At 47.0% G+C, this 19938-nt stretch carries 16 protein-coding genes; 10 read left to right on the plus strand and 6 right to left on the minus strand.

All coding sequences use genetic code 11. From position 1 onward, the window contains the following. Both KO537_RS17075 and KO537_RS17080 read left to right on the plus strand, forming a co-directional pair. Entirely contained in the window at window positions 1–3054 is a 3054-nt protein-coding gene (locus tag KO537_RS17075) for a CusA/CzcA family heavy metal efflux RND transporter (protein ID WP_219235098.1), read from the plus strand. Next, window positions 3051–3356 carry a DUF3240 family protein gene (locus KO537_RS17080; RefSeq protein ID WP_006079422.1) on the plus strand — a complete coding sequence of 102 codons (306 nt, stop codon included), beginning with the start codon at window positions 3051–3053 and terminating at the stop codon, window positions 3354–3356. The genes KO537_RS17075 and KO537_RS17080 overlap by 4 nt, the downstream gene beginning before the upstream one ends. A gap of 66 nt (window positions 3357–3422) precedes the next feature. Here the strand turns inward: KO537_RS17080 and KO537_RS17085 are convergent, their stop codons facing one another. The 3 genes from KO537_RS17085 to KO537_RS17095 all read right to left on the minus strand — a co-directional run bounded on the left by KO537_RS17085 (window position 3423) and on the right by KO537_RS17095 (window position 7038). Then, the gene (locus KO537_RS17085) at window positions 3423–4058 is read right to left on the minus strand and encodes a paraquat-inducible protein A (RefSeq protein ID WP_219235100.1); all 636 of its coding nucleotides are present in this window, start codon (window positions 4056–4058) and stop codon (window positions 3423–3425) included. A 113-nt stretch (window positions 4059–4171) separates the two neighbouring features. Then, window positions 4172–5362, minus strand: coding sequence for an HD-GYP domain-containing protein (locus KO537_RS17090; protein WP_105250731.1), 1191 nt, complete (start codon window positions 5360–5362; stop codon window positions 4172–4174). Between the two features lie 305 nt (window positions 5363–5667). After that, window positions 5668–7038, minus strand: a complete 1371-nt coding sequence (locus KO537_RS17095; protein ID WP_219235101.1) for an ABC transporter ATP-binding protein — start codon at window positions 7036–7038, stop codon at window positions 5668–5670. 515 nt (window positions 7039–7553) lie between these two features. On the opposite strand from KO537_RS17095, the gene KO537_RS17100 reads away from it, so the two are divergent. Then, complete coding sequence (locus tag KO537_RS17100; protein ID WP_173248418.1) at window positions 7554–8912, plus strand: isochorismate synthase; 1359 nt, start codon at window positions 7554–7556, stop codon at window positions 8910–8912. Between the two features lie 21 nt (window positions 8913–8933). On the opposite strand, the gene KO537_RS17105 is transcribed toward KO537_RS17100, so the two are convergent. Next, entirely contained in the window at window positions 8934–9674 is a 741-nt protein-coding gene (locus KO537_RS17105) for a transporter substrate-binding domain-containing protein (RefSeq protein WP_173248420.1), read from the minus strand. Window positions 9675–9879: 205 nt separating this feature from the next. On the opposite strand from KO537_RS17105, the gene KO537_RS17110 reads away from it, so the two are divergent. After that, a complete protein-coding gene (locus KO537_RS17110) occupies window positions 9880–10539 on the plus strand; it encodes a 7-cyano-7-deazaguanine/7-aminomethyl-7-deazaguanine transporter (protein WP_105250735.1) in 660 nt (219 codons plus the stop codon). A gap of 100 nt (window positions 10540–10639) precedes the next feature. Next, entirely contained in the window at window positions 10640–11098 is a 459-nt protein-coding gene (locus tag KO537_RS17115; protein WP_219235103.1) for a GNAT family N-acetyltransferase, read from the plus strand. Window positions 11099–11436: 338 nt separating this feature from the next. On the opposite strand, the gene KO537_RS17120 is transcribed toward KO537_RS17115, so the two are convergent. Both KO537_RS17120 and KO537_RS17125 read right to left on the minus strand, forming a co-directional pair. Next, window positions 11437–13590, minus strand: a complete 2154-nt coding sequence (locus KO537_RS17120; RefSeq protein WP_219235106.1) for a cache domain-containing protein — start codon at window positions 13588–13590, stop codon at window positions 11437–11439. 1 nt (window position 13591) lies between these two features. Further along, window positions 13592–14974, minus strand: a complete 1383-nt coding sequence (locus KO537_RS17125) for a sigma-54 dependent transcriptional regulator (protein ID WP_219235107.1) — start codon at window positions 14972–14974, stop codon at window positions 13592–13594. A 284-nt stretch (window positions 14975–15258) separates the two neighbouring features. Between KO537_RS17125 and KO537_RS17130 the strand changes: the two genes are divergently transcribed. The 5 genes from KO537_RS17130 to KO537_RS17150 are packed head-to-tail and all read left to right on the plus strand — an operon-like array spanning window position 15259 to window position 19923. Beyond that, window positions 15259–16083, plus strand: a complete 825-nt coding sequence (locus KO537_RS17130; RefSeq protein WP_105250739.1) for a substrate-binding domain-containing protein — start codon at window positions 15259–15261, stop codon at window positions 16081–16083. Beyond that, on the plus strand, window positions 16080–16787 hold the full coding sequence (locus KO537_RS17135; protein WP_105250740.1) for an ABC transporter permease: 708 nt from the start codon (window positions 16080–16082) through the stop codon (window positions 16785–16787). The genes KO537_RS17130 and KO537_RS17135 overlap by 4 nt, the downstream gene beginning before the upstream one ends. A 3-nt stretch (window positions 16788–16790) precedes the next feature. Further along, window positions 16791–17501 carry an energy-coupling factor ABC transporter ATP-binding protein gene (locus tag KO537_RS17140; RefSeq protein WP_113940168.1) on the plus strand — a complete coding sequence of 237 codons (711 nt, stop codon included), beginning with the start codon at window positions 16791–16793 and terminating at the stop codon, window positions 17499–17501. Beyond that, window positions 17485–18075, plus strand: coding sequence for a molybdenum cofactor guanylyltransferase MobA (mobA, locus tag KO537_RS17145; protein ID WP_219235110.1), 591 nt, complete (start codon window positions 17485–17487; stop codon window positions 18073–18075). Before KO537_RS17140 ends, mobA begins: the two co-directional genes overlap by 17 nt. 36 nt (window positions 18076–18111) lie before the next feature. After that, window positions 18112–19923 (plus strand): bifunctional molybdopterin-guanine dinucleotide biosynthesis adaptor protein MobB/molybdopterin molybdotransferase MoeA, encoded by a 1812-nt coding sequence (locus KO537_RS17150; protein ID WP_219235112.1) that lies wholly within the window; start codon window positions 18112–18114, stop codon window positions 19921–19923. The last annotated feature ends 15 nt before the right edge of the window (window positions 19924–19938 follow it).

A 19938-nucleotide genomic window follows, 5' to 3' on the forward strand; every position in this document is an offset into this window, starting at 1 on the left:
ATGTTGACCTCAGTCATCCGCTTTTCGCTTACGCAGCGCTTATTTGTGCTGATTGTGGCGCTGATCATCATGTTAGCGGGAGCACGAGCCTGGTTTTCCATTCCCTTGGATGCCTTTCCCGATATTTCGCCCACCCAAGTGAAGATCATCCTCAAGGCGCCCGGCATGACGCCGGAGGAAATCGAAGCGCAAATTACCGTGCCGATTGAAACCGAACTGCTAGGCATTCCCCATCAATCGATTCTGCGCTCAACCACTAAATACGCCATCAGCGATATCACCCTAGATTTTGACGAAGGCACAGATATCTATTGGGCGCGCCAGCAGGTGAGTGAACGCATCGCCGCCGTGTGGGACAGTTTCCCTGAAGGTGTGACGGGCGGCGTAGCGCCTATGAGTACGCCACTCAGCGAAATCTTTATGTTTTCACTCGAAAATCCCAATCTATCACTGATGGAAAGGCGTCAATTACTCGAATGGGAAATCCGTCCGCTACTACGAACCGTTGCAGGTGTCGCCGATGTGAATATCCTCGGTGGCTATGCCAAAAGCTTTAGTGTGACCCCCAAACCTGCAGCTATGGCGGTCGCAGGCGTAAGTTTTGCGGCGCTGCAACAGGCGATAGTTGAGAATAATCACAACGAAGGTGCGGGCAAGCTCACGATTGGTACAGATACCATCATAGTGCGTGCCGAAGGTCGCATCGATGACATCGACGAGCTCAAACAATTAGTGATCAAGGCCGATGATGCCAGAGTGTATCGACTGCAGGATTTGGCCGATATTCAAATTGGCCACTTAGCCCGCTATGGCGCAGTCACTAAAGACGGCAATGAAACCGCCGAAGCCTTGATCATCGCCCTGAAAGACGCCAATACCGCACAAGTAGTCAAAAACATTAAAGAAAAACTCGATCAAATCAGCCTAACCTTGCCAGAAGGCAGCCAGATCAACACCTTTTACGACCGCGCGAATCTGATCAATACCGCGATTAAGACCATCTCCAATGCCTTATTCGAAGCCGTAGTGTTGGTGATCATCTTGCTGGCGCTATTTTTAGGCAACGTACGCGCCGCATTGGTCGTGTCACTCTCGCTGCCTCTTGCCGCATTGATGACGTTTTTGATGATGGATTACTTTAATCTTTCTGCGAACTTAATGAGCCTAGGCGGGCTGGTTATTGCCATCGGCATGTTGGTGGATTCATCTGTGGTCGTAGTCGAAAACATGGTGAATCTCATCGCTACTAAGCAGAGATTACCGCGGCTGCATTTGATTTTTCGCGCGACCAAGGACGTTGCCATTCCCGTGGTGTCGGGCACAGTGATCGTCATGATAGTGTTCTCGCCCTTACTGACCTTGAGCGGGCTTGAAGGCAAACTCTTCACCCCAGTTGCGGTCACTATCGTGTTTGCCATGCTGTCGGCGCTGGTGTTGTCGTTAACTGTCATTCCGGTTATCGCTTCTTATCTAGTCAACGAAAAAGCCGCCAAGGAACCTAAGGCGATTGAAAAGCTTAAACAGTTTTATCTGGTCAGCCTCAAGAGCACGTTTAGCCATCAAAAACGCTTTATGGTGATCGCCTTTAGCTTGCTTATCGTCAGCCTAGGGCTGTTCGGGTTAGTGGGAAAAACCTTTATGCCGACCTTAGATGAAGGCGACATTATCCTGCAGCTGGAGAAATCCCCATCGATTTCACTCGAAGCTTCGATTGCCATCGACAAGCAAATTCAGCAAACCTTGCTGGCTAAAGTTCCTGAAATCAAACAAATGGTGGCGCGTACTGGCGCGGATGAAATCGGCTTAGATCCCATGGGGCTCAATGAAACCGATGTATTCTTAGAACTTCTGCCCCGCAGCGAATGGCGCTTTGCAAATAAAGAAGCGCTTATCGATGCGATCCGCACTGTGTTATTGGACTATCCCGGCGTTAATTTTAACTTCACTCAACCGATACAAATGCGCGTGTCCGAAATGCTCACCGGTAGCATTGGCGACGTGGCGATTAAGGTCTTTGGTAATGATATCGACACCTTAGGTCAGCTCACGAGCCAAATCCAACAGCTGGTTAATGCCACCAGCGGCAGCGTCGATGTGAAAATGGCGATGATCGAAGGCAGCCCTTTTATCAACCTCACCTTAGATAACGAGCTCGCCCGTGGCTTTGGCATGAGCACCATGGAGTTTGCTCGCTACCTGAAAAGTCAGCTCGAAGGCGTGATAGTGACCGAAGTGCTACAGGGTAAGAAACGAACGCCCGTGCTGATGGCTAATAATCAGAGCCACTTAAGCAGCATTAATGAGCTTAAAAATCAGTTACTGGTGATGCCAGATCACTCCTTAAAACGCCTGAGTGATGTCGCCACCTTAAGCTATAAGCAAGGCCCCATCCTTATCGAGCGTGAGCAAGGGAATCGCTTTTCAGTGATCACCACCAACGTGCAGGGTCGCGATATCGTGAGTTTTGTAGAAGAGCTCAACGCTAAAATCGCAAAGGAAATCAAACTCCCGAGCGGTTATAGCGTGAGTTTTGGTGGCGAGTTTGAAAACCAGCAGCGAGCCACCAGCAATTTACTGTTAGTGATCCCCATTGCTATCGCACTGATCACTTTGATTTTATTCACCACATTTGGCTCACTGGCCAAAGCGGGCTTAATCCTCGCCAACGTTCCCTTCGCTATGATGGGCGGCATAGTTAGCCTGTATTTATCGGGGGAGTATTTGTCCGTGCCCGCCTCAGTTGGCTTTATCGCCCTGCTCGGCGTCGCTGTGCTCAATGGCGTGGTAATGGTCAGCTATTACGAACAAACCAAGCATATGTTCAGTAATCTGCGCGAACGGGTGGAACAAGGTGCGGCAAGGCGTTTACGCCCCATTTTGATGACGGCGACAACGGCCATGTTTGGTCTTATGCCGCTAGTGTTTGCCTCAGGTCCTGGGGCTGAAATTCAAAAACCCTTAGCGATTGTGGTGATTGGCGGCCTGCTCACTTCAACCATTACAACACTGTATTTATTGCCAATTCTGTATTTTTGGCTGGAGAAACGTAAATGAGCACAGAACAGCTGTTAGTACTGATCGCCCAAAATGATATTAAGGACGACATAGTCGATACCCTGATAGAGCTGGAGTTTCTGTCGGGTTTTAGCCTAGGCAATATTTGTGGTTTCAGCCGTGAACACAGCCATTTTAATATCAAGGAACAAGTGGAAGGTTATCGGGAGTTTTGCAAATTCGAGATCATGCACCCCGCTGCACAACAAGCGGCGCTGCTCGCTGCGCTGGCGTTGGTCTGCAAACATAATCCCTGTCGCTATTGGATTATGCCCATCTATCAAAATGGCACTCTGTCCTAACTCGCTGAGCGGTTAAATCTCGGCATCCCGACCTTATCGCTAAGGTCGGGATGCCTTATAAAATAGCTACAAAATTGGCGTTGGACGCCGCACTAAAAACCCACTCAGAATCGATAAAATGCAGTAAGCGGTAAAGAAGTAAAAACCATTTTCAAATTGCGCCTGTGTTTTTAGCATTTCCCCCATGCCACCTGAGGCGTTCCCCGCCATAAAGGTGATGATCAGCGCTATCACAAACACATCGGCCATCGACCACTTGGCGAGTGCGTTGACGACGGCATTAATCCTCAGTTTCAGGCCAATCGAGCTAACACATTGCTGTGCCAGCATTAAACTCAACTTCAAGGCTGGCACTATCACACTGAATAACATGACTAATCCCGCGACAAGCCCATTACCAGAGTGATAAAGTTCGGTTACCGTCCCCCAAATACTACGAGTCTTCTGCAGCACTTGGACTTCACCTTTAAGGCTATTAAACCCAAGCAAACCACTGACCATACTTAACATGCCGCGGGCACTGTCACGCCCAGAGTCCTCATCAAAGCTTTGGGCAACTTGCTCTATGCCTTGTTCCGCCAGTTTGGCCTTATCGATACTGCCGCTGATACTCAAAATAGGTTGAGTCACCCCAGGGATTAACAAAGCCAAGGATAAGATAATGATAAAAATAGGAAATAGAGATTTCATAGCACTGTTCATAGCATTGCTCGACCAGAGAAATACTTTCAGTTTACGGTTTTTAGCTCAGGCTCTGCAATCATTCACACCAGCCATCGACTCAGATGACCGGCATTTAAGGTAGGATTTGAGGATTAATAGAAAGGAGTCGGATCGATATCTAATGTACTCGGTGACACGCCGCGTTCAATATAAAGTTCAGATTTTAATAAATCCACCATAGCGACATCAGTGTAACGTTTTACTTTTAAAGAATAAAAACACTTTACGATTGGATGTAGCGCATCCCTATCTTTCGAGGCCCAAACAATACCAACACGACCATCCGATAATTCAACTAAGGAACCCACAGGGTAAACACCAATACAACGAATAAACTCATAGACCAATTCTTGATCCAAATGGAATGGCGTCAGACTGAGTAAAATTTTAAAGGCCGCGGCAGGGCTCATCGCCTCTTTATAACATCGCGTCGCTGTCAAAGCATCGAAGATATCAACGATACAACTCATACGGCCATGGCGGGGGATTTCATCACCCTTCAAACCCCTTGGATAACCTCTGCCATCTAACTTTTCGTGGTGCATTAAGCAGATATCTTTACTGATCTGCGACAGACCAGTAGTTTCGTTCATAATTTCAAGCGCATACACTTGATGCAGCTTCATATGTTCGAACTCTTCCGGCGTAAGTTTGCCCGGCTTATGCAGCACTTTATTGTCGACTTTAATCTTGCCAATATCGTGCAAAATCCCGCCGACCGCCATTTCCCGTAACATGACGCGATCTAGCTTTAAGTATTTACCAAAGGTCACCAGCAGAAAGGCGACATTCACTGAATGTTCAAGTAGATAGGCATCTTTTGAACGGAGTGCAGACATACATTTAAGCGCATCAGCATCCAACATCACTGACTCTATCATGGTATCGGCTAACGCTTCGAAGGGGGCAACTTCGATGGCTTTACCTTCAAAGGTCTCAGATAAGACTTTACGAATGAGGTCTTTCGCTTCGGTAAGCATGACTTTAGCTTGAGCTTGTTGCTTATCGCGGCTAATGAGCGCTTTTTTATTGTCAGTTTGATTATCGTTAGTGATTTTTTTCTTTAACCCACAATGTTCAGCCGAACGATCAGCGTCTACCCAAACAAATTTAATACCACTTTTAGCTAACTTTAAAATCGCATCCTTGTGTTTAATTTGTCCTGCATTTGCAATAGCAAGTTGACCTTTATCATTTTTGTCTATGGCACTGACAAACATACCCAATGTCAGCTGTGACACTGGTAATTTGATAAGTTCAACTGATTCTGCCGACTCACTCATATCTACAACCCCAAGGATGATGTGCCTGAATAAAATATCAACTTAACCATACGACATTAAAGCGACTTACGCTCAAATGTTCTGTTGTTATTTTTGATTATTATAGAACAGACGTGAGGGGCATTCTAAGACGAGGATTAGAAAATCACCATAGACTTTCTTGGTAAATAAAGGGGCTTAAACAAGATACGATGAAATCAGAGCTTAGGCGTAGATTAGACTCATTTCAATCTCTCATTATTTCAACAAATGCCTAAGGGCTAGGCATTCAAAACCTGCGACCCTCACGCGCAAAAAGCTCACAACTACCCCACATAACGCTCAGCCATTTCAGTTGACTCTTCCACCAATAAACCATTGCGTAAACTCAGTTGCCGTGACACAGCACTGTGTTCAATGCTTCTGTGAGTGCTGAGCAAAATAGCGCAACCTTGGGAGCTTAACCGCTTTAGCAAGTACCACACTTTGCCGTAGTAATGCTTATCCATCCCTGCCAATGGATCGTCCAAAAGCAGCACCTTAGGGCGTAGGCAGGCGAGTGACGCTAAGGCAATCAAGTGCTGTTGGCCGTAGGATAATTTGTGGGGCGACAGATGGGCTAAGCTAAATAAATCCAACTCGTCCAACATTTGCACCGCTCGCTCTTTGGGGAGTTCAAAGCGCCTAAGGCTAAACTGCATTTCGGCTAGCACGTTAGACTCGAATAATTGTCGACTCGGCCTTTGCATCAACAGTCCCAATTCCGCGCCATAAATCCCCAATTTAGGCCTTCGCCCTAGCACTTTAAGGGGAAGACGCTGCCTTAAACTGTGCACACCCGCTATGGTTTTCAATAGACTCGTTTTACCAGAGCCGTTGTCGCCCACTAAGGTCACTATCTCCCCCGCTTGCAATTGGAATCCTTGTGGACACGCAAATAATGTGGGACAAGCATCGAACCCAAAATCAAAGGCTTCGGCGCTGACCAAGACTTTGCCTAAATGCTCAAACTTAGCCTGATTTCGCCACGCAGGCGCTTCAATTTGCGGCGCATCGCTCACGGTATAGATGCCTTCGGACAACTTACCAGCCTCTAACTGCCAATAATGCTGAATAATCTCGGCGAATGCCGAGGCGTTATGCTCAACCAATACTAGCGCCATACCATCTTGGATAAGATTGCGAAGCACGACCAGCAGCTCACTCACACCGTGATCATCGAGTTGTGCCCAAGGTTCATCGAGCAGCAGTAAATGCGGCTCTGATACTAGTTGGGCGGCAATCATTAAGCGATATTTTTGACCGAGGGAAAGCGTGCTGACTTGGGTATCGAGGCGTAGATACAAGCCCACACGCCGCAGTGCTAATTGCACTTTAGGTAGCATTTGCTCAGCGGGAATACCGAGGTTTTCTAAGGCGAAAGCCACCTCGGCACCAACGGTTTGCCTTAGTAGCTGAGTTTGTGGGTCTTGCATTACCAGACCCGTAACCAATTGAGGATAACGCCAGATGTCACCTTCATGCGGGCGATTTAACACGCCCGCCAGTAGGTTTAGCAGACTCGATTTTCCTGAGCCCGTAGGACCGCTCACGCAATGACATTGGCCAGTGCCAATCGCCAAGTTAATTTCCTGCAATACCGTCGGTAACTGGCTGCCATAGTTGAAGCTAACGCCTTCGAGATCTAAGAGTTTCATGCTATATCTGCCTATAAAGATCTAACGAACAGCCTATGACAAGGCTTCACCCTAGTCGTCTTTTCATTCCCACGCCGAGTCATACGTTAATAGACATCTAACTTGTCACGTAGAAAATTTAAGATGTGCCAGCTATTGTGGACCGCGATTATTCTGTCTCAACCGAAAAACGTTTAAAAACCAACCTAGATCGACTAATTACGACAAAGGGAAAGTACATTTAACGACTAAGAGACAAAATGTCCACCGAGGGTGACTTGCCCGACAAAAAGACCCACTCAAGTCACATTTTTTATCAGCGTAAAATGAGACTATGGCGAAAGTCACACGATAGGGCCTTACATCTTGACACACTCGACCGTGGCCTTTAATTTGAGCGAAAGATTCTTATTTACAGACTAAAATCACTACAGGTAAATAGCTTGTAAAAGAGGATATTAACCTGAGTCGAATTTACTGACGCTGACAGAGTGACCTTCAGCTTTCGCCTTCATCCGTTATCTTTGGAGTTCTATTTGCCCGTTCATGCCCTGTCTGAAGACCTTAAGTCTCTCATCGACAAACTCATTCAATTAAAGCAAGTTCCACCGACGGAACCGATAGTGCAGTTGTCACTAAACACTGTCGCTATGCCTTTAATTTCATGGCTGGCATCCCAGACTCAATACCCAAGGATCTACTGGCATGGGCGCGACAGAATCGAAGAAGTCGCGGCGATAGGGGCGTGCAAAGACTTTAGATTTGAAACCGGAATCAATGATCAGCAACTGGCCATGGCCTACCAAGAGCAGCGAGCCTTATCGACGAATCAGAATATTCGCTACTATGGCGGTGTTGCCTTCGATCGCACTATAGAGTCTTGGCCTGAGTTCGGTAATAGCCGCTTTATCCTGCCGCGCATTGAATTTAGACGCAGTGGTAACAAATTTAGCCTATTAGTGAATCTTAATTTTGCTGATAATGATCACCATAGCGAGATAGATAAGGCCATCGGCGCTATCGAAGCCGTCATGCCTGCTAAGCCACTCTCGCCACCTAAAAAGATCGTTCCACTTGGGCGCAGTGACAAACCTGATTTTGAACGTTGGAAGACATTAGTCGAGCAAGTGGTGGATCCTAAGTTCAATCAAGATACCCCAAAAGTCGTGTTATCCCGCTTAACACAACTTGAAGTCAACGAACCTATCGATCCTTGGATGGTACTGGCTTGCTGGCAGGGCCGTAATCCCAATAGTTTCCAGTTTGGCTTTCAATTTAGCCCAGATCGCACTTTTATCTCTTGCTCACCAGAGCGTTTATTCCGCCGCCGTCAGCAGGAACTATTTACCGAGGCACTTGCTGGTACAACGGTACGCGGTCTCAATCAAGAAGAAGATATTGCGCTGGCGAACGCTTTATTAGAAGACAACAAAAATAGCGTTGAAAACCAACTTGTTCGCAGTCACATAGTGAATATGCTCACGCCGCTGAGCAATTATGTTGGCGCCGATGAATTAGCGACTATTTTTAAGCTGAACCATATTCAACATTTACACCGTGCAATTCGAGCCGAATTGAAGCCGGGCGTAAATGATTTCCAACTGTTGCAAGCCCTGCATCCTACTCCTGCAGTTGGCGGCTTGCCGCGGTATTCAGCGCTAAACTTTATTCGTCAACGTGAAGGTTATATTCGTGGTTGGTACGCCGGTGCCTGCGGCTATTTCAATAAATATGAGAGTGAGTTTTCGGTAGCGATCCGCAGTGCGCTGATCGAACCCGGTCGGATTAATCTATTTGCGGGGGCGGGAATTATTGCAGGTTCTGAGCCCGAAGCTGAGTGGCAAGAGCTTGAAAATAAACTCGCAACCATAATGTCGATTCTATTCGAAATGTAATAAGCCTAGTAAAAATTAAGACTATTCAGCGCCATCAGCCCTTCGTTTTTCAATCGTTTCAAGGTAAAGCCTGTCCTGTTCACCCGAATCGATTAAGCGCTTATGTGCAAGGTCAAAATGTTGTTTCAACATCTGGCCTTTCTCGGTGTTAGCGAAAACAAAATAGGTTTCGGCCTTGAGTACGCCTTGAATAATCACAAAATTTTGTGGCGCCTTTAATTTAGAAACAAACGTAAGCAAATTAGGTTTGTAATCTAGCACGGCATCTATACGTCCAGCATTTAAGCTATTGAGCATAGTCAGCATATCGCTACTTTCTTCGTAATACATAGGCACAGGTGTCAGCATATTGTATCTGTAGGCCAGCATGGCCTGAACCTTCTTGTGGGATAGGCTTTCAATACCAGTCCATCCTGCCGCCACCTCGGCAGTAACAGCCACATCGATAGAGTCCACTTCAACCATATTCTCTGTTAATAGCCCCTTTTTAATATCACCCTTGTAAACGCTGAGCGTGATATCGGTACGATTGTGCTCAACAAGATATAAACTGCGGGCAAAAGGCATAAACTGTACATTGAGTTGCCATTCTGGCTCAGGGAAAATCCGCTGAAGTAACTCGAAGTAGTAACCCGTTTTATCACGATTGGCAAATCCCTCCCAAGTTGACGTTGCGACATTGACCACTATCGGCTGAGCGGCGGAAACAGATACAGGTAACACAGCTAAAAATAAGCAAAAAGTAGCAAAAAATCGTCTCATGGCTATCCTCCTTCGACGTATTCAAAGTGTAGAAGAGTTTTCATTCTATGTGCACATTTAAACAGCAGACTTGCATCTTAAAACTCGACCACTATAATGGCGACCCGATTTCAGCACGCAGTCATCGGCAATAAAGTCGTAAACATAATAAATTGAATATTAGCGGGTTCCCTCACCCCGCCCTACACAACTAAAAAGGCCACATATGTTAATGTTAACCACAGCGCAGCTTCGCCGCGCTTTATTCCTATTAGTAGGATTTCACATACTGATTATTTGCGTCAGCAACTACTTAGTACAATTGCCATTTCAACTGTTTGGCTACCACACAACTTGGGGGGCATTCAGCTTTCCGTTCGTGTACTTAGCCACAGATCTCACTGTCCGTATTTTTGGCCAACAAGCCGCACGCAGCATCATACTCAAAGCTATGATTCCCGCTTTGATGATTTCCTACGTGATGGGAGTGATGTTCCATCAAGGCAGCTTTCAAGGTGCTGATTCACTTGCACAATGGAATACCTTTGTGTTCCGAATTGCCTTTGCCAGCTTCGCGGCTTATTTGATTGGTCAGTTGATGGATATTAAGGTTTTTGCCCGTATTCGAGCCAGTCGCTCTTGGTGGGTCGCCCCAGCAGCCTCCACCTTAGTCGGAAATCTGGTCGATACTCTAGTCTTTTTCAGTATCGCCTTTTACGCCTCTTCCGATAGCTTTATGGCTGCCAATTGGCCCGAAATCGCTACAGTCGATTACGGCTTTAAGCTAATCGTGAGCTTAGGCCTTTTCCTACCGGCATACGGTGTTTTGCTAAAAGTCTTACAGGACAAGATTTTGCGAGCCAATCCGCAAGAATCAATTTCCTGATTAACCCAACTGGCCAGACCTGTTATAATTTAACCAGTTAATAGCTCAGCCCTGCTCCTGTTAACGCGCGAGTGGGGCTGATTTTTTATGAGAGTAAACTATGTATTCTATTGAAATTAAAGCAGAGTCAAGTTTGACTCCCGAGTTAGCCGCTCAGCTTATCCAACTTAGCCAACAAATCCCAGAGCTCGATCACCCACTCACAAACGAAGTGTTAGACCAGCGCTTACAGGGCAAGACATGTTTGATCTTAGTCGCATATGTAGAAGGTGAACTTGCGGGTTTTAAACTGGGTTACGAGCAAGAAGAAACCATATTTTACAGCTGGTTGGGTGGGGTAGCATCCGACTTTAGACGTTTAGGCTTAGCGCAGAGTCTACTCGAATATCAAGAAACTTGGGCGCGCCGCCAAGGATATAATCATATTCAAGTGAAGACGCTGAACCGCTTCCCTGCGATGCTTAATTTATTGATCAGTAATCAATATTTAATTACTGAACTGACAGCCGATCCTAAAAGCTTAGTCGATCATAAACTGTATCTGTGCAAGTCGATCTAAACCGTTAATGGATGAGAGCAAAACGATATTTGTAAAGATGTGCACTTTTTGCAATAAATAGCTTGCAAACACAATTGAGAATGATTATCGTTAACGTGCGTTCCAAAACTCATCTTTAACAACGATGACTGGTAATCGACGTTGTTATGGAGCTCCTGAGTTTGCAAGCACGACATTGCTCACACACACTCTTTGTGGCCGGACTCATCATCCGGCTTTTTTTTGCCTAAAAATCAGTAATGCAAAGCCACATAATACAAAGCTAGCAATCGCTCGACATATTTTAATTCAAACCTAATCAGCCAAATACAATACACTGCCTATCTAACGGGATAAGACTAATTTGCAGACATATCGCTGTAGTTGCCCGCAAAGTGTAAGCCATCGTAGGGATTATTTTGCTGATCTTCCTTCGCTTCATGATACAAACCTATGGTAAATAAAGACCCTTTACCCAAAGTTGAACTCACTTCTATCGTGCCACCAATCCGCTTGATAATGCCGTAACTGAGCGAAAGACCTAAACCAGTGCCATCCTTACGTGTGGTATAAAAAGGGTCGAAAATCCGTCCAAGCTGCTCTGGCGCTATCCCTGAGCCTTCATCTTCCACTTCGATTTTGACGCCAATCGGCATATCCTGCTGCACCCAGTCATAGGTTCGCACCCAAATACGTCCTTTACCGTCCATCGCATGCGCCGCATTCACTACAAGATTAATCAAGACTTGCAGCAACTGCGGACGATTAACCTGTACTGGACAACTGGCGTTCAACTCAGTGATCAGCACGACTTCTTGTTTTTGAATCGAATGTCGCACCAACACCAACATTTCTTCGATAATAGGAGTCATCGGATGCATTTCTAGTGGTGCGTTGAATTCGCCAGGTCGGCTGTATTGTAACAGGCTACGGATGATAGTGCTGATCCGCCCAACCTGTTGAATGACTAGATCAATTTCTTCTTTTACTACTTCAGCATTATCACCAAGTTCGTAGCGCAGTAATTCCATATTGCCAAGAATTACAGCAGTCGGATTATTGATTTCATGGGCGATACCTGCGGTCAATTCGCCAAGAGCAGTGAGCTTCTCGTTAGTGACGAGCTGTTGACGCGTTTCGTTTAGTAATGCCACGTTACGTTGCAGCTCTAAGGTTTTATCCTGCAGGCTGCGAGTACGCTCTTCAACCTTCATTTCAAGCTGTTCTGCAGCCGCTTGAATTTGGGCATTTCGACGCTGTAGCAAGTCAAGCATACTGTCAAATTGCTCGGCTAGGTTCGATAACTCATTATCCCTATCTAATCCTAAGGCGCCGATACGAATATTGCGCCCCGACTGCACTGCTTGTACAACATGGTGAATACGTTCAATGGGCTGCAATAAACTATAAGCACCGCGATAAACCAGCAAGCCAGAGACCAACAGCACTAACATTAGAATCGTGCCTAGCTCTATGATATTGAGTAAATAATTATGGATAAATGGCGATTCAGAAAAGCCGGTATAGATCATACCGACACGTTGGCCGCGAACATCTTCCAAGGGGGCATAAGCGGAAATAAACCAATCGTTAAATACGAAAGCGCGATCGACCCACTGCTCGCCTTGAGTTAACACTTTGTCTTTCACTTCCTCCGACACTAAACTGCCAAGCGCGCGGCCCAGCGTCTCATTGCCTGTGGGATAAAAATGCAGCGGCACGTTGGTGGAAATACGGATGTTATCTAAGAAGATGGTCACAGTGCCGATGGAACGCTCGGGCAAGGTGCCTTTGTCGTATACCAGATCACGAATGTGGTCGACGATTCGAGTATCGCGATTAAACAAGATCCCACCATCGAGATACCAAGCCACTTTGCCTTCCATATCAGGGACGGGCAATAGGCTACGGCTCAATAAACCACGTTCTTCAACGGTTTTAACGGGGCTCTGCGCCCGCAAGGTTGCAACTATCGGAATGCTCGCAGTGATAGCCAATTCGGGGTCGATACGTGCTAAACGCTCGGGCGGCAGCACCATCAAGCCGGAGTAAGGTAATAAACCGTCTAACTTAGGAAGGATTTGGCGTAAATCTGGGTCTGCGGCCGCTTCGGCAACACTGACTAAACGCAGATAATCGAGATTTAGCTGTTTTTTCTGTTCAAGGAGAAAAGCATCAATACTGGCTCGGTAGCTGACTTCGCCACTTAATTCTTTACCACTGAAAAGTGGCCTAAAGTCATTTTGAAAAGTCCAAGACGTCACCACACGTTCAAGTTGTTTTTCTTGGCGTACTTGCACTTGCTGCAAAGTGTTTTCGGCAACAGACAAGTCAGCTTTAACCTTCATAAACAGCTGCTTACCTGTGTAACTGATGTTCCAGTAAATAGTGATAAACACTAAACTCACCAGTGTCAGTAGAATGGGCAGTAACGTCAGGATTAATATGCGATAGCGCACTTTGGCCTGCATTTGCTGCCAACTGACACCAAAAAAGTGAGTGAAGAATGACACCCTATGACTCCTGTTCGCCACTAAAATCAAACCACTCTTTATACTTGCGATCTAAGGTCTTACGCGAAACGCCTAAATCCCTCGCCGCGGCAGACTTATTGCCAGAATGTAAGTCCACAACGCTAGTCACATGGTGTTTTTCCACATCTTTCAATGGCCAATCCAATGGATAACCCGATGTGGATAAAGACTCACTCTTCATCTGCTGCTTCCAATATTCCGCTGGCGGTTTGCCCAGCAAAATACAACGCTCAATCATGTTGCGCAGTTCACGAATGTTACCAGGCCACTCGTGTTGCTGTAGTTTCACCATATCTTCATGGCTCCACACGACTTCTCTTACCCCTAATTCAGCAGCAAGTTGGCGAGTGAAATGATGGGTTAACTCCACGACATCTTCGGGTCTATCACGTAATGGCGGGATTAAAATATCGAGCACATTCAGCCGATAATATAAGTCTCGACGGAAATTCCCTGCATCCACTTCATCAATCAGAGTACGGTTAGTGGCCGCGATCACTCGCACATCGATGTTCACTTCTTTCTCGCTGCCCACTGGGCGAATCGCTTTTTGCTCTAATACTCTGAGCAATGCCGTTTGCATTTTCAGTGGCATTTCGCCAATTTCATCGAGAAAAATCGTCCCGCCCGAGGCAAAACTGAATAAACCTTCACGATTGCCTTTCGCACCCGTAAATGCACCGGCGGTATGGCCAAACAATTCACTTTCGAGCAGTTCAGGGGCGATAGAGCCACAGTTAACTGGGACAAAAGGTCCCTGACGTCCACTGAGCAAATGCAATTGCCGTGCGACTAATTCCTTACCCGTGCCCGACTCACCTTGGATCAAGACAACGGCATTGGTCGGCGCCACACGTTCGATGATATGTTTCACCGACTTCATGGCTTCACTGCTGCCAATAATGGTCGATGAATAACCGATTGAAACCTCACGACGCAGCATCAAGTTTTCACGTTTAAGCAAGCGACGTTCGATACAGCGATCGACCGCAGTCATCATCTGTTCAAGGTGGAAAGGTTTCATGATGAAGTCAGACGCACCAGCGCGTAGCGCGGTAATAGCGACTTCCATGTCAGCATAGCCAGTCATAAATATGATGTCCGAACGACGCCCCTGCTCATCCAACGCTTCATGCCATTCGATACCCGAACGACCAGGCAGACGAATGTCGACGATAAGCAAATCGAAATGGCAACGGCTACGCAGCTGCTCCGCATCTTCGATACTGCCCGCCGTTTCGACTAAGGCAAATTTCTTCGAGAGTGCCTTATTTAAAAAACTCCGCATTCCGGGTTCATCATCAACAATCAGTACCGATACTGCCGATGGAAGAGGCTTGAGGTTATTATCTATCTGGCTCATATTGTCTGCTTCTGGACATTTTGACTCATTTGCGACCAATTCTAGCACTGAAAATAGATGAATAGGTCACTATGAACCATCAGAAGTTTGTCCTGAGACAATTTGTCTGTAGAGTATTTGTTAAGCTTGGGATCAAGCTCACAAATTAGGTTAAGCTGTGAAGAAAATGACCGCATTCTCAGCTTGGCATCTAACTTGCTTTCAACCGAACGTATTACAATTTACGAGACCTTCCACTCAGTAGGCATTTGAGTTGGAATCCTATTTTCCGCCAAGGAGTACCCATGCTAAACATGAAATCTCATATGAAGTCATTACTGGGACTGGTTGTTGCAGCCAGTATGTTCACTGTTTTACCCGCTCACTCGACTGAAATTATCAAGTTAGCCACCACCACCAGCACAGAAAACTCAGGCCTATTGAAAGAACTGTTACCTAAGTTCGAAAGTGAATCAGGCTACAAGGTTCAAGTCATCGCCACAGGTACAGGTAAAGCCCTGAAACTAGGTGAGCAAGGTGACGTGGATTTAGTCATGACTCACGCGCCTAGCGCCGAAGCTAAATTCGTCGCCGATGGTTTTGGTGTTGAGCCCCGTGGCATTATGGAAAATGATTTCGTAGTACTTGGCCCTAAAAACGACCCAGCAAAAATCCGTGACAGCAAAACAGCCGAAGAAGCTTTCGTTAAAATGGCAAAATCAGGCGTGCCTTTTATCTCTCGTGGTGACAATTCAGGCACTCACATCAAAGAGTTAGAAGTATGGAAAGCGGCAAATGTTACTCCTAACTTCAAAGGTTATACTTCAGTAGGTCAAGGCATGGGTAAAACCCTGCTGATGGCAAACGAAATGCAAGGTTACACTCTGTCTGACCGTGGTACTTTCGTGGCTTATAAAACTAAGCTCGATCTTGCCGTTGATTTCGATGGTGGCAAAACCTTAGCCAACCCATACCAAGTCATTCTCATCAACCCTGCTAAATACCCAGATCTGAACCACAAAGGCGCTAAAGCATTCAGCGACTGGTTGATCAGCAAAGAAGGTCAAAGCATGATCAACAACTTCAAAGTCGAAGGCGAGCAATTGTTCAAGGCAACTTATAGCGAATGAACGACGGCTGGCTAGCACTATTACAGCAGGCGTTAAGCCTGCTGTTTTCTTTAGACCCTGACGTTTGGTCCATCATTTCGATCTCGTTTTCGGTTTCTTTCGCGGCACTGCTGATCACGCTTGTTCCTTCCATGGTGCTCGGCTTTGTGTTGGCGTTTGCACCATTTCGCGGCAAATGGATAGTCACTAACTTAGTTCAAACTCTGCAATCAATCCCTACAGTGGTTATCGGTCTACTCGTGTATTTACTGCTAACGCGTAACGGTCCTCTGGGCGATCTAAAATGGTTATTTACCCAAGAAGGCATGATTCTCGGGCAAATGTTCATCTGTGCCCCCGTGCTAATTGCAATGAGCCAAGCCGCATTCACTAGCGTTGATCGCAGAGCTTGGGAAACCTCACGCACCTTAGGTGCCTCTTGGTGCCGTGCAGTGTGGACAGTATGCCGAGAACTGCGCATGCCCTTACTGCTTGCGATTGTCGCAGCGTTTAGTCGCATTCTGACCGAAGTCGGCTGCTCTATGATGGTCGGCGGCAATATTTTAAACGTGACCCGTAATATTCCTACCGCAATCGCACTTGAAACCAGCAAAGGTGACTTCGCCCAAGCTATCGCCCTCGGGCTAGTGCTGCTAATCTTGGCCTTGATCCTCAACTTTGCCTTAGGTAGTTTACGCGGCAAAGCCATGCCAAGGAGCCATTAAGCAATGACTAAGGTCAAACTGATCGCCCGTGACGTAGAAATGTCCTTTGGCGCGCGCCTGTTATTCAAAGCCGACGTATTATCGCTCTGCCAAGGAGATGTGATTTATCTGCAAGGCGACAATGGCACAGGCAAATCAACCTTGATGAAAATTCTGGCGGGCTTAATGCCACCAACCAAAGGCCATATTGAGGCTGTCGGTTTTGCCAAAAATGCTTGGTGGCGACGCAATCCATTGTTAGGTAAGGCCGTTTATCTGCACCAACATCCTTATTTGTTCGACGGCACAGTAGAATATAATCTCACCTATGGGCTGAATTTCAGCTCAGAAACAAAAGCCAAGGCTAAACAGCGGATTACTCAAGCAATTGAGATGGCGCAGCTAGGGTCGCTGCTGCAGGCAAGGGCAAGTAATCTCTCTGGCGGCGAAAGACAGCGCCTCGCGATTGCGCGCGCTTGGATCCTACAACCTAAACTATTAATGCTCGATGAACCCACCTCCAATATGGACAAGGATTCCCAAGAGCTAGTATTGAAAATGATCCAACAACTCAAACACGAAGGCACAGGAATGTTACTGAGTAGCCATCAGAATTGCGCGCTAACCGCCATCTGCGAACAACAGTGGCACATAGAAGGTGAGCGCGTGATGACCTCTTATCAACAGCCTGAATCTTTGCCAGCACAGGAGCCTTTGTATGTCATCGCAAATTGATGCCGTTATTCTCGCCGGTGGTATGGCCCGTCGCATGGGTGGCGACGATAAAGGTCTCGTCGAATTAAACGGCGAAGCCATGATTAAGCACACAATAGATAGAATAAAACCTCAGGTTAAGGAGATCCTGATCAACGCAAATCGTAACCAAACACGTTATGCTGAGTTCGGTTTTAAGGTGATAAGTGACGAGCATAGTGGTTTCCTCGGACCTTTAGCGGGTATGATCACCGCTATGGGCCAAACAGATGCAGACTACTTATTGGTAGTGCCCTGCGACTGCCCACTCCTGCCACTCGACCTTGTTCCGCGTATGTTGGCAGCAATTGAAGCAGAAAAGGCCGATATTGCTGTTGCCAGTGACGGTGAGTATGAACAACCCGTTGTTTTACTCTTAAAACCTAGCTTACGTGACTCGATGAAAGCGTTTCTTGAGGCGGGTGAGCGTAAAGTGGACTTTTGGTATATTAAACATCACTTCGTCGTAGCGTCATTCGCCGACCAGCCCAATGCTTTTGTGAATGTGAATACGCCAGAACAAAAACAACGACTAGCGATAAAAATCACCCAATAGCTAAAAAGGCTCCAATAACCCAAATTAGAGGTGCAAATGAGTAACCCCTTCGTCAATCCGCTCGCTATTCCCGTTCTCGGATTTTGTGCCTACAGTGGCACGGGGAAAACCACCTTACTCAAGCAATTGATCCCCGAATTAAATCAACGTGGCCTGCGCTTAGCCGTAATCAAACATGCCCACCATAATTTCGACGTAGATATTCCCGGCAAAGATAGTTACGAAATGCGTAAAGCGGGCGCACGACAAATGCTGGTCGCCTCCCATGTACGCTGGGCGCTGATGACAGAAGACGCGCGCGATGGCGATCCTGAGTTAGTCCATTTACTCAAGCAAATCGAAGCCGACAAAGTCGATATTGTCCTCGTCGAAGGCTTTAAAAAGCTCGCATTACCTAAAATTGAATTGCACCGCGCCGCCCACGGCAAACCTTTTATCTACACCCAAGATGAGAATATCCTCGCCATCGCCTGTTGCGACGATACTCAATTGCCCAGCGACGCACTCCCGAGTGAGCTGCGCCGTCTCGATCTCAACAATGTCAGCCAGATTGCCGATTTTGTGATGGAGTACGCCCAAAACTGGGAAGCGCCACTCCAATACCCCATTTCGGCAGTGGATACCTGCGCCATAGGCGACAACAAAAACCTTACCGTCAGCCAAGGTTTAGCGCAAATTTTATCCCATGTTTCACCCGTGGCAGAGATTGAAGACATTGAGTTAGACGCCTTAGATAACCGCGTACTGGCCAGCGACAGCATTTCTCCCGTCAACGTGCCACAACAAACCAATTCGGCGATGGATGGCTACGCCTTTGTCTATCAAGACCCCATGCCTACCACCTTAAAATTGGTGGGAGAGGTTCTTGCCGGTCATCAATATTCGGCCACGCTTAAAGTCGGCGAAACCGTGCGTATCATGACGGGCGCAACAGTGCCTGCAGGTGCTGATACAGTGCAGCCCCGAGAGCTTGCCAAGGAAGTCGATGGCATTGTTAGCTTTGAAGGCCGCATTCTTTCTGGCCAACACGTTCGCCTCGCTGGAGAAGATATTGCTCAAGGCCAAGTCGCACTTGCAAAAGCCACTCGCCTAAGCGCCGCCGAACAAGGTTTACTGGCCTCACTCGGGCTCAATCACCTGAGTGTATATCGCCGCCCAACTGTTGCAGTATTCTCTACCGGCGATGAAGTGAGCCAGCCCGGCGAAGTGCTCAAAGCTAACTGCATTTATGACTCAAACCGCTTTACCATCAAAGCGATGGCAAAACGTCTCGGTTGTGACGTTATCGATTTAGGTATTATCGAAGATTCTGAAGCCGCCCTTGAAGCAACTCTCGCTAAAGCCGCCAACCTTGCTGATGTCGTCATTAGCTCGGGTGGTGTGTCTGTCGGCGATGCGGACTACATCAAAACCGTGCTTGCACGCCTCGGCAAAATTGATTTCTGGCGGATTAGCATGCGTCCGGGTCGGCCACTCGCCTTTGGTAAAGTGAATGACAGCTTATTCTTCGGGCTACCTGGCAACCCAGTCGCAGTCATGGTGTCTTTCCTGCAATTTGTGCAGCCCGCTTTACGAAAATTAGCAGGTGAAGTGAACTGGCAAGCGCAGCTATTCCCTGCAATAAGTGATGAAACTCTACGAAGCCGCCAAGGCCGCACCGAATTTATTCGCGGGATTTATCAGCTTGGTAAAGATGAACGCCTACACGTGAGTAGCACGGGCAACCAAGGTTCTGGGATGTTAAGTTCAATGGTTAAAGGGAATTGCCTCATCATCATAGGGGATGATGCAGAAGCCGTGAATGCAGGTGAAACTGTATTTATTCAACCCTTTGCGGATCTGCTTTAGGATCCAGTGAGTTTT

This window comes from Shewanella sp. NKUCC01_JLK, assembly GCF_019345615.1.
Lineage (GTDB): Bacteria > Pseudomonadota > Gammaproteobacteria > Enterobacterales > Shewanellaceae > Shewanella > Shewanella oncorhynchi.

Bases quoted from the DNA above. Each gene is read 5' to 3' on its own strand.
- KO537_RS17075 (WP_219235098.1), top strand. From the start codon at position 1: ATGTTGACCTCAGTCATCCGCTTTTCGCTTACGCAGCGCTTATTTGTG.
- KO537_RS17080 (WP_006079422.1), top strand. From the start codon at position 3,051: ATGAGCACAGAACAGCTGTTAGTACTGATCGCCCAAAATGATATTAAG.
- KO537_RS17085 (WP_219235100.1), bottom strand. From the start codon at position 4,058: ATGAACAGTGCTATGAAATCTCTATTTCCTATTTTTATCATTATCTTA.
- KO537_RS17090 (WP_105250731.1), bottom strand. From the start codon at position 5,362: ATGAGTGAGTCGGCAGAATCAGTTGAACTTATCAAATTACCAGTGTCA.
- KO537_RS17095 (WP_219235101.1), bottom strand. From the start codon at position 7,038: ATGAAACTCTTAGATCTCGAAGGCGTTAGCTTCAACTATGGCAGCCAG.
- KO537_RS17105 (WP_173248420.1), bottom strand. From the start codon at position 9,674: ATGAGACGATTTTTTGCTACTTTTTGCTTATTTTTAGCTGTGTTACCT.
- KO537_RS17110 (WP_105250735.1), top strand. From the start codon at position 9,880: ATGTTAATGTTAACCACAGCGCAGCTTCGCCGCGCTTTATTCCTATTA.
- KO537_RS17115 (WP_219235103.1), top strand. From the start codon at position 10,640: ATGTATTCTATTGAAATTAAAGCAGAGTCAAGTTTGACTCCCGAGTTA.
- KO537_RS17125 (WP_219235107.1), bottom strand. From the start codon at position 14,974: ATGAGCCAGATAGATAATAACCTCAAGCCTCTTCCATCGGCAGTATCG.
- KO537_RS17130 (WP_105250739.1), top strand. From the start codon at position 15,259: ATGCTAAACATGAAATCTCATATGAAGTCATTACTGGGACTGGTTGTT.
- KO537_RS17135 (WP_105250740.1), top strand. From the start codon at position 16,080: ATGAACGACGGCTGGCTAGCACTATTACAGCAGGCGTTAAGCCTGCTG.
- KO537_RS17140 (WP_113940168.1), top strand. From the start codon at position 16,791: ATGACTAAGGTCAAACTGATCGCCCGTGACGTAGAAATGTCCTTTGGC.
- mobA (WP_219235110.1), top strand. From the start codon at position 17,485: ATGTCATCGCAAATTGATGCCGTTATTCTCGCCGGTGGTATGGCCCGT.
- KO537_RS17150 (WP_219235112.1), top strand. From the start codon at position 18,112: ATGAGTAACCCCTTCGTCAATCCGCTCGCTATTCCCGTTCTCGGATTT.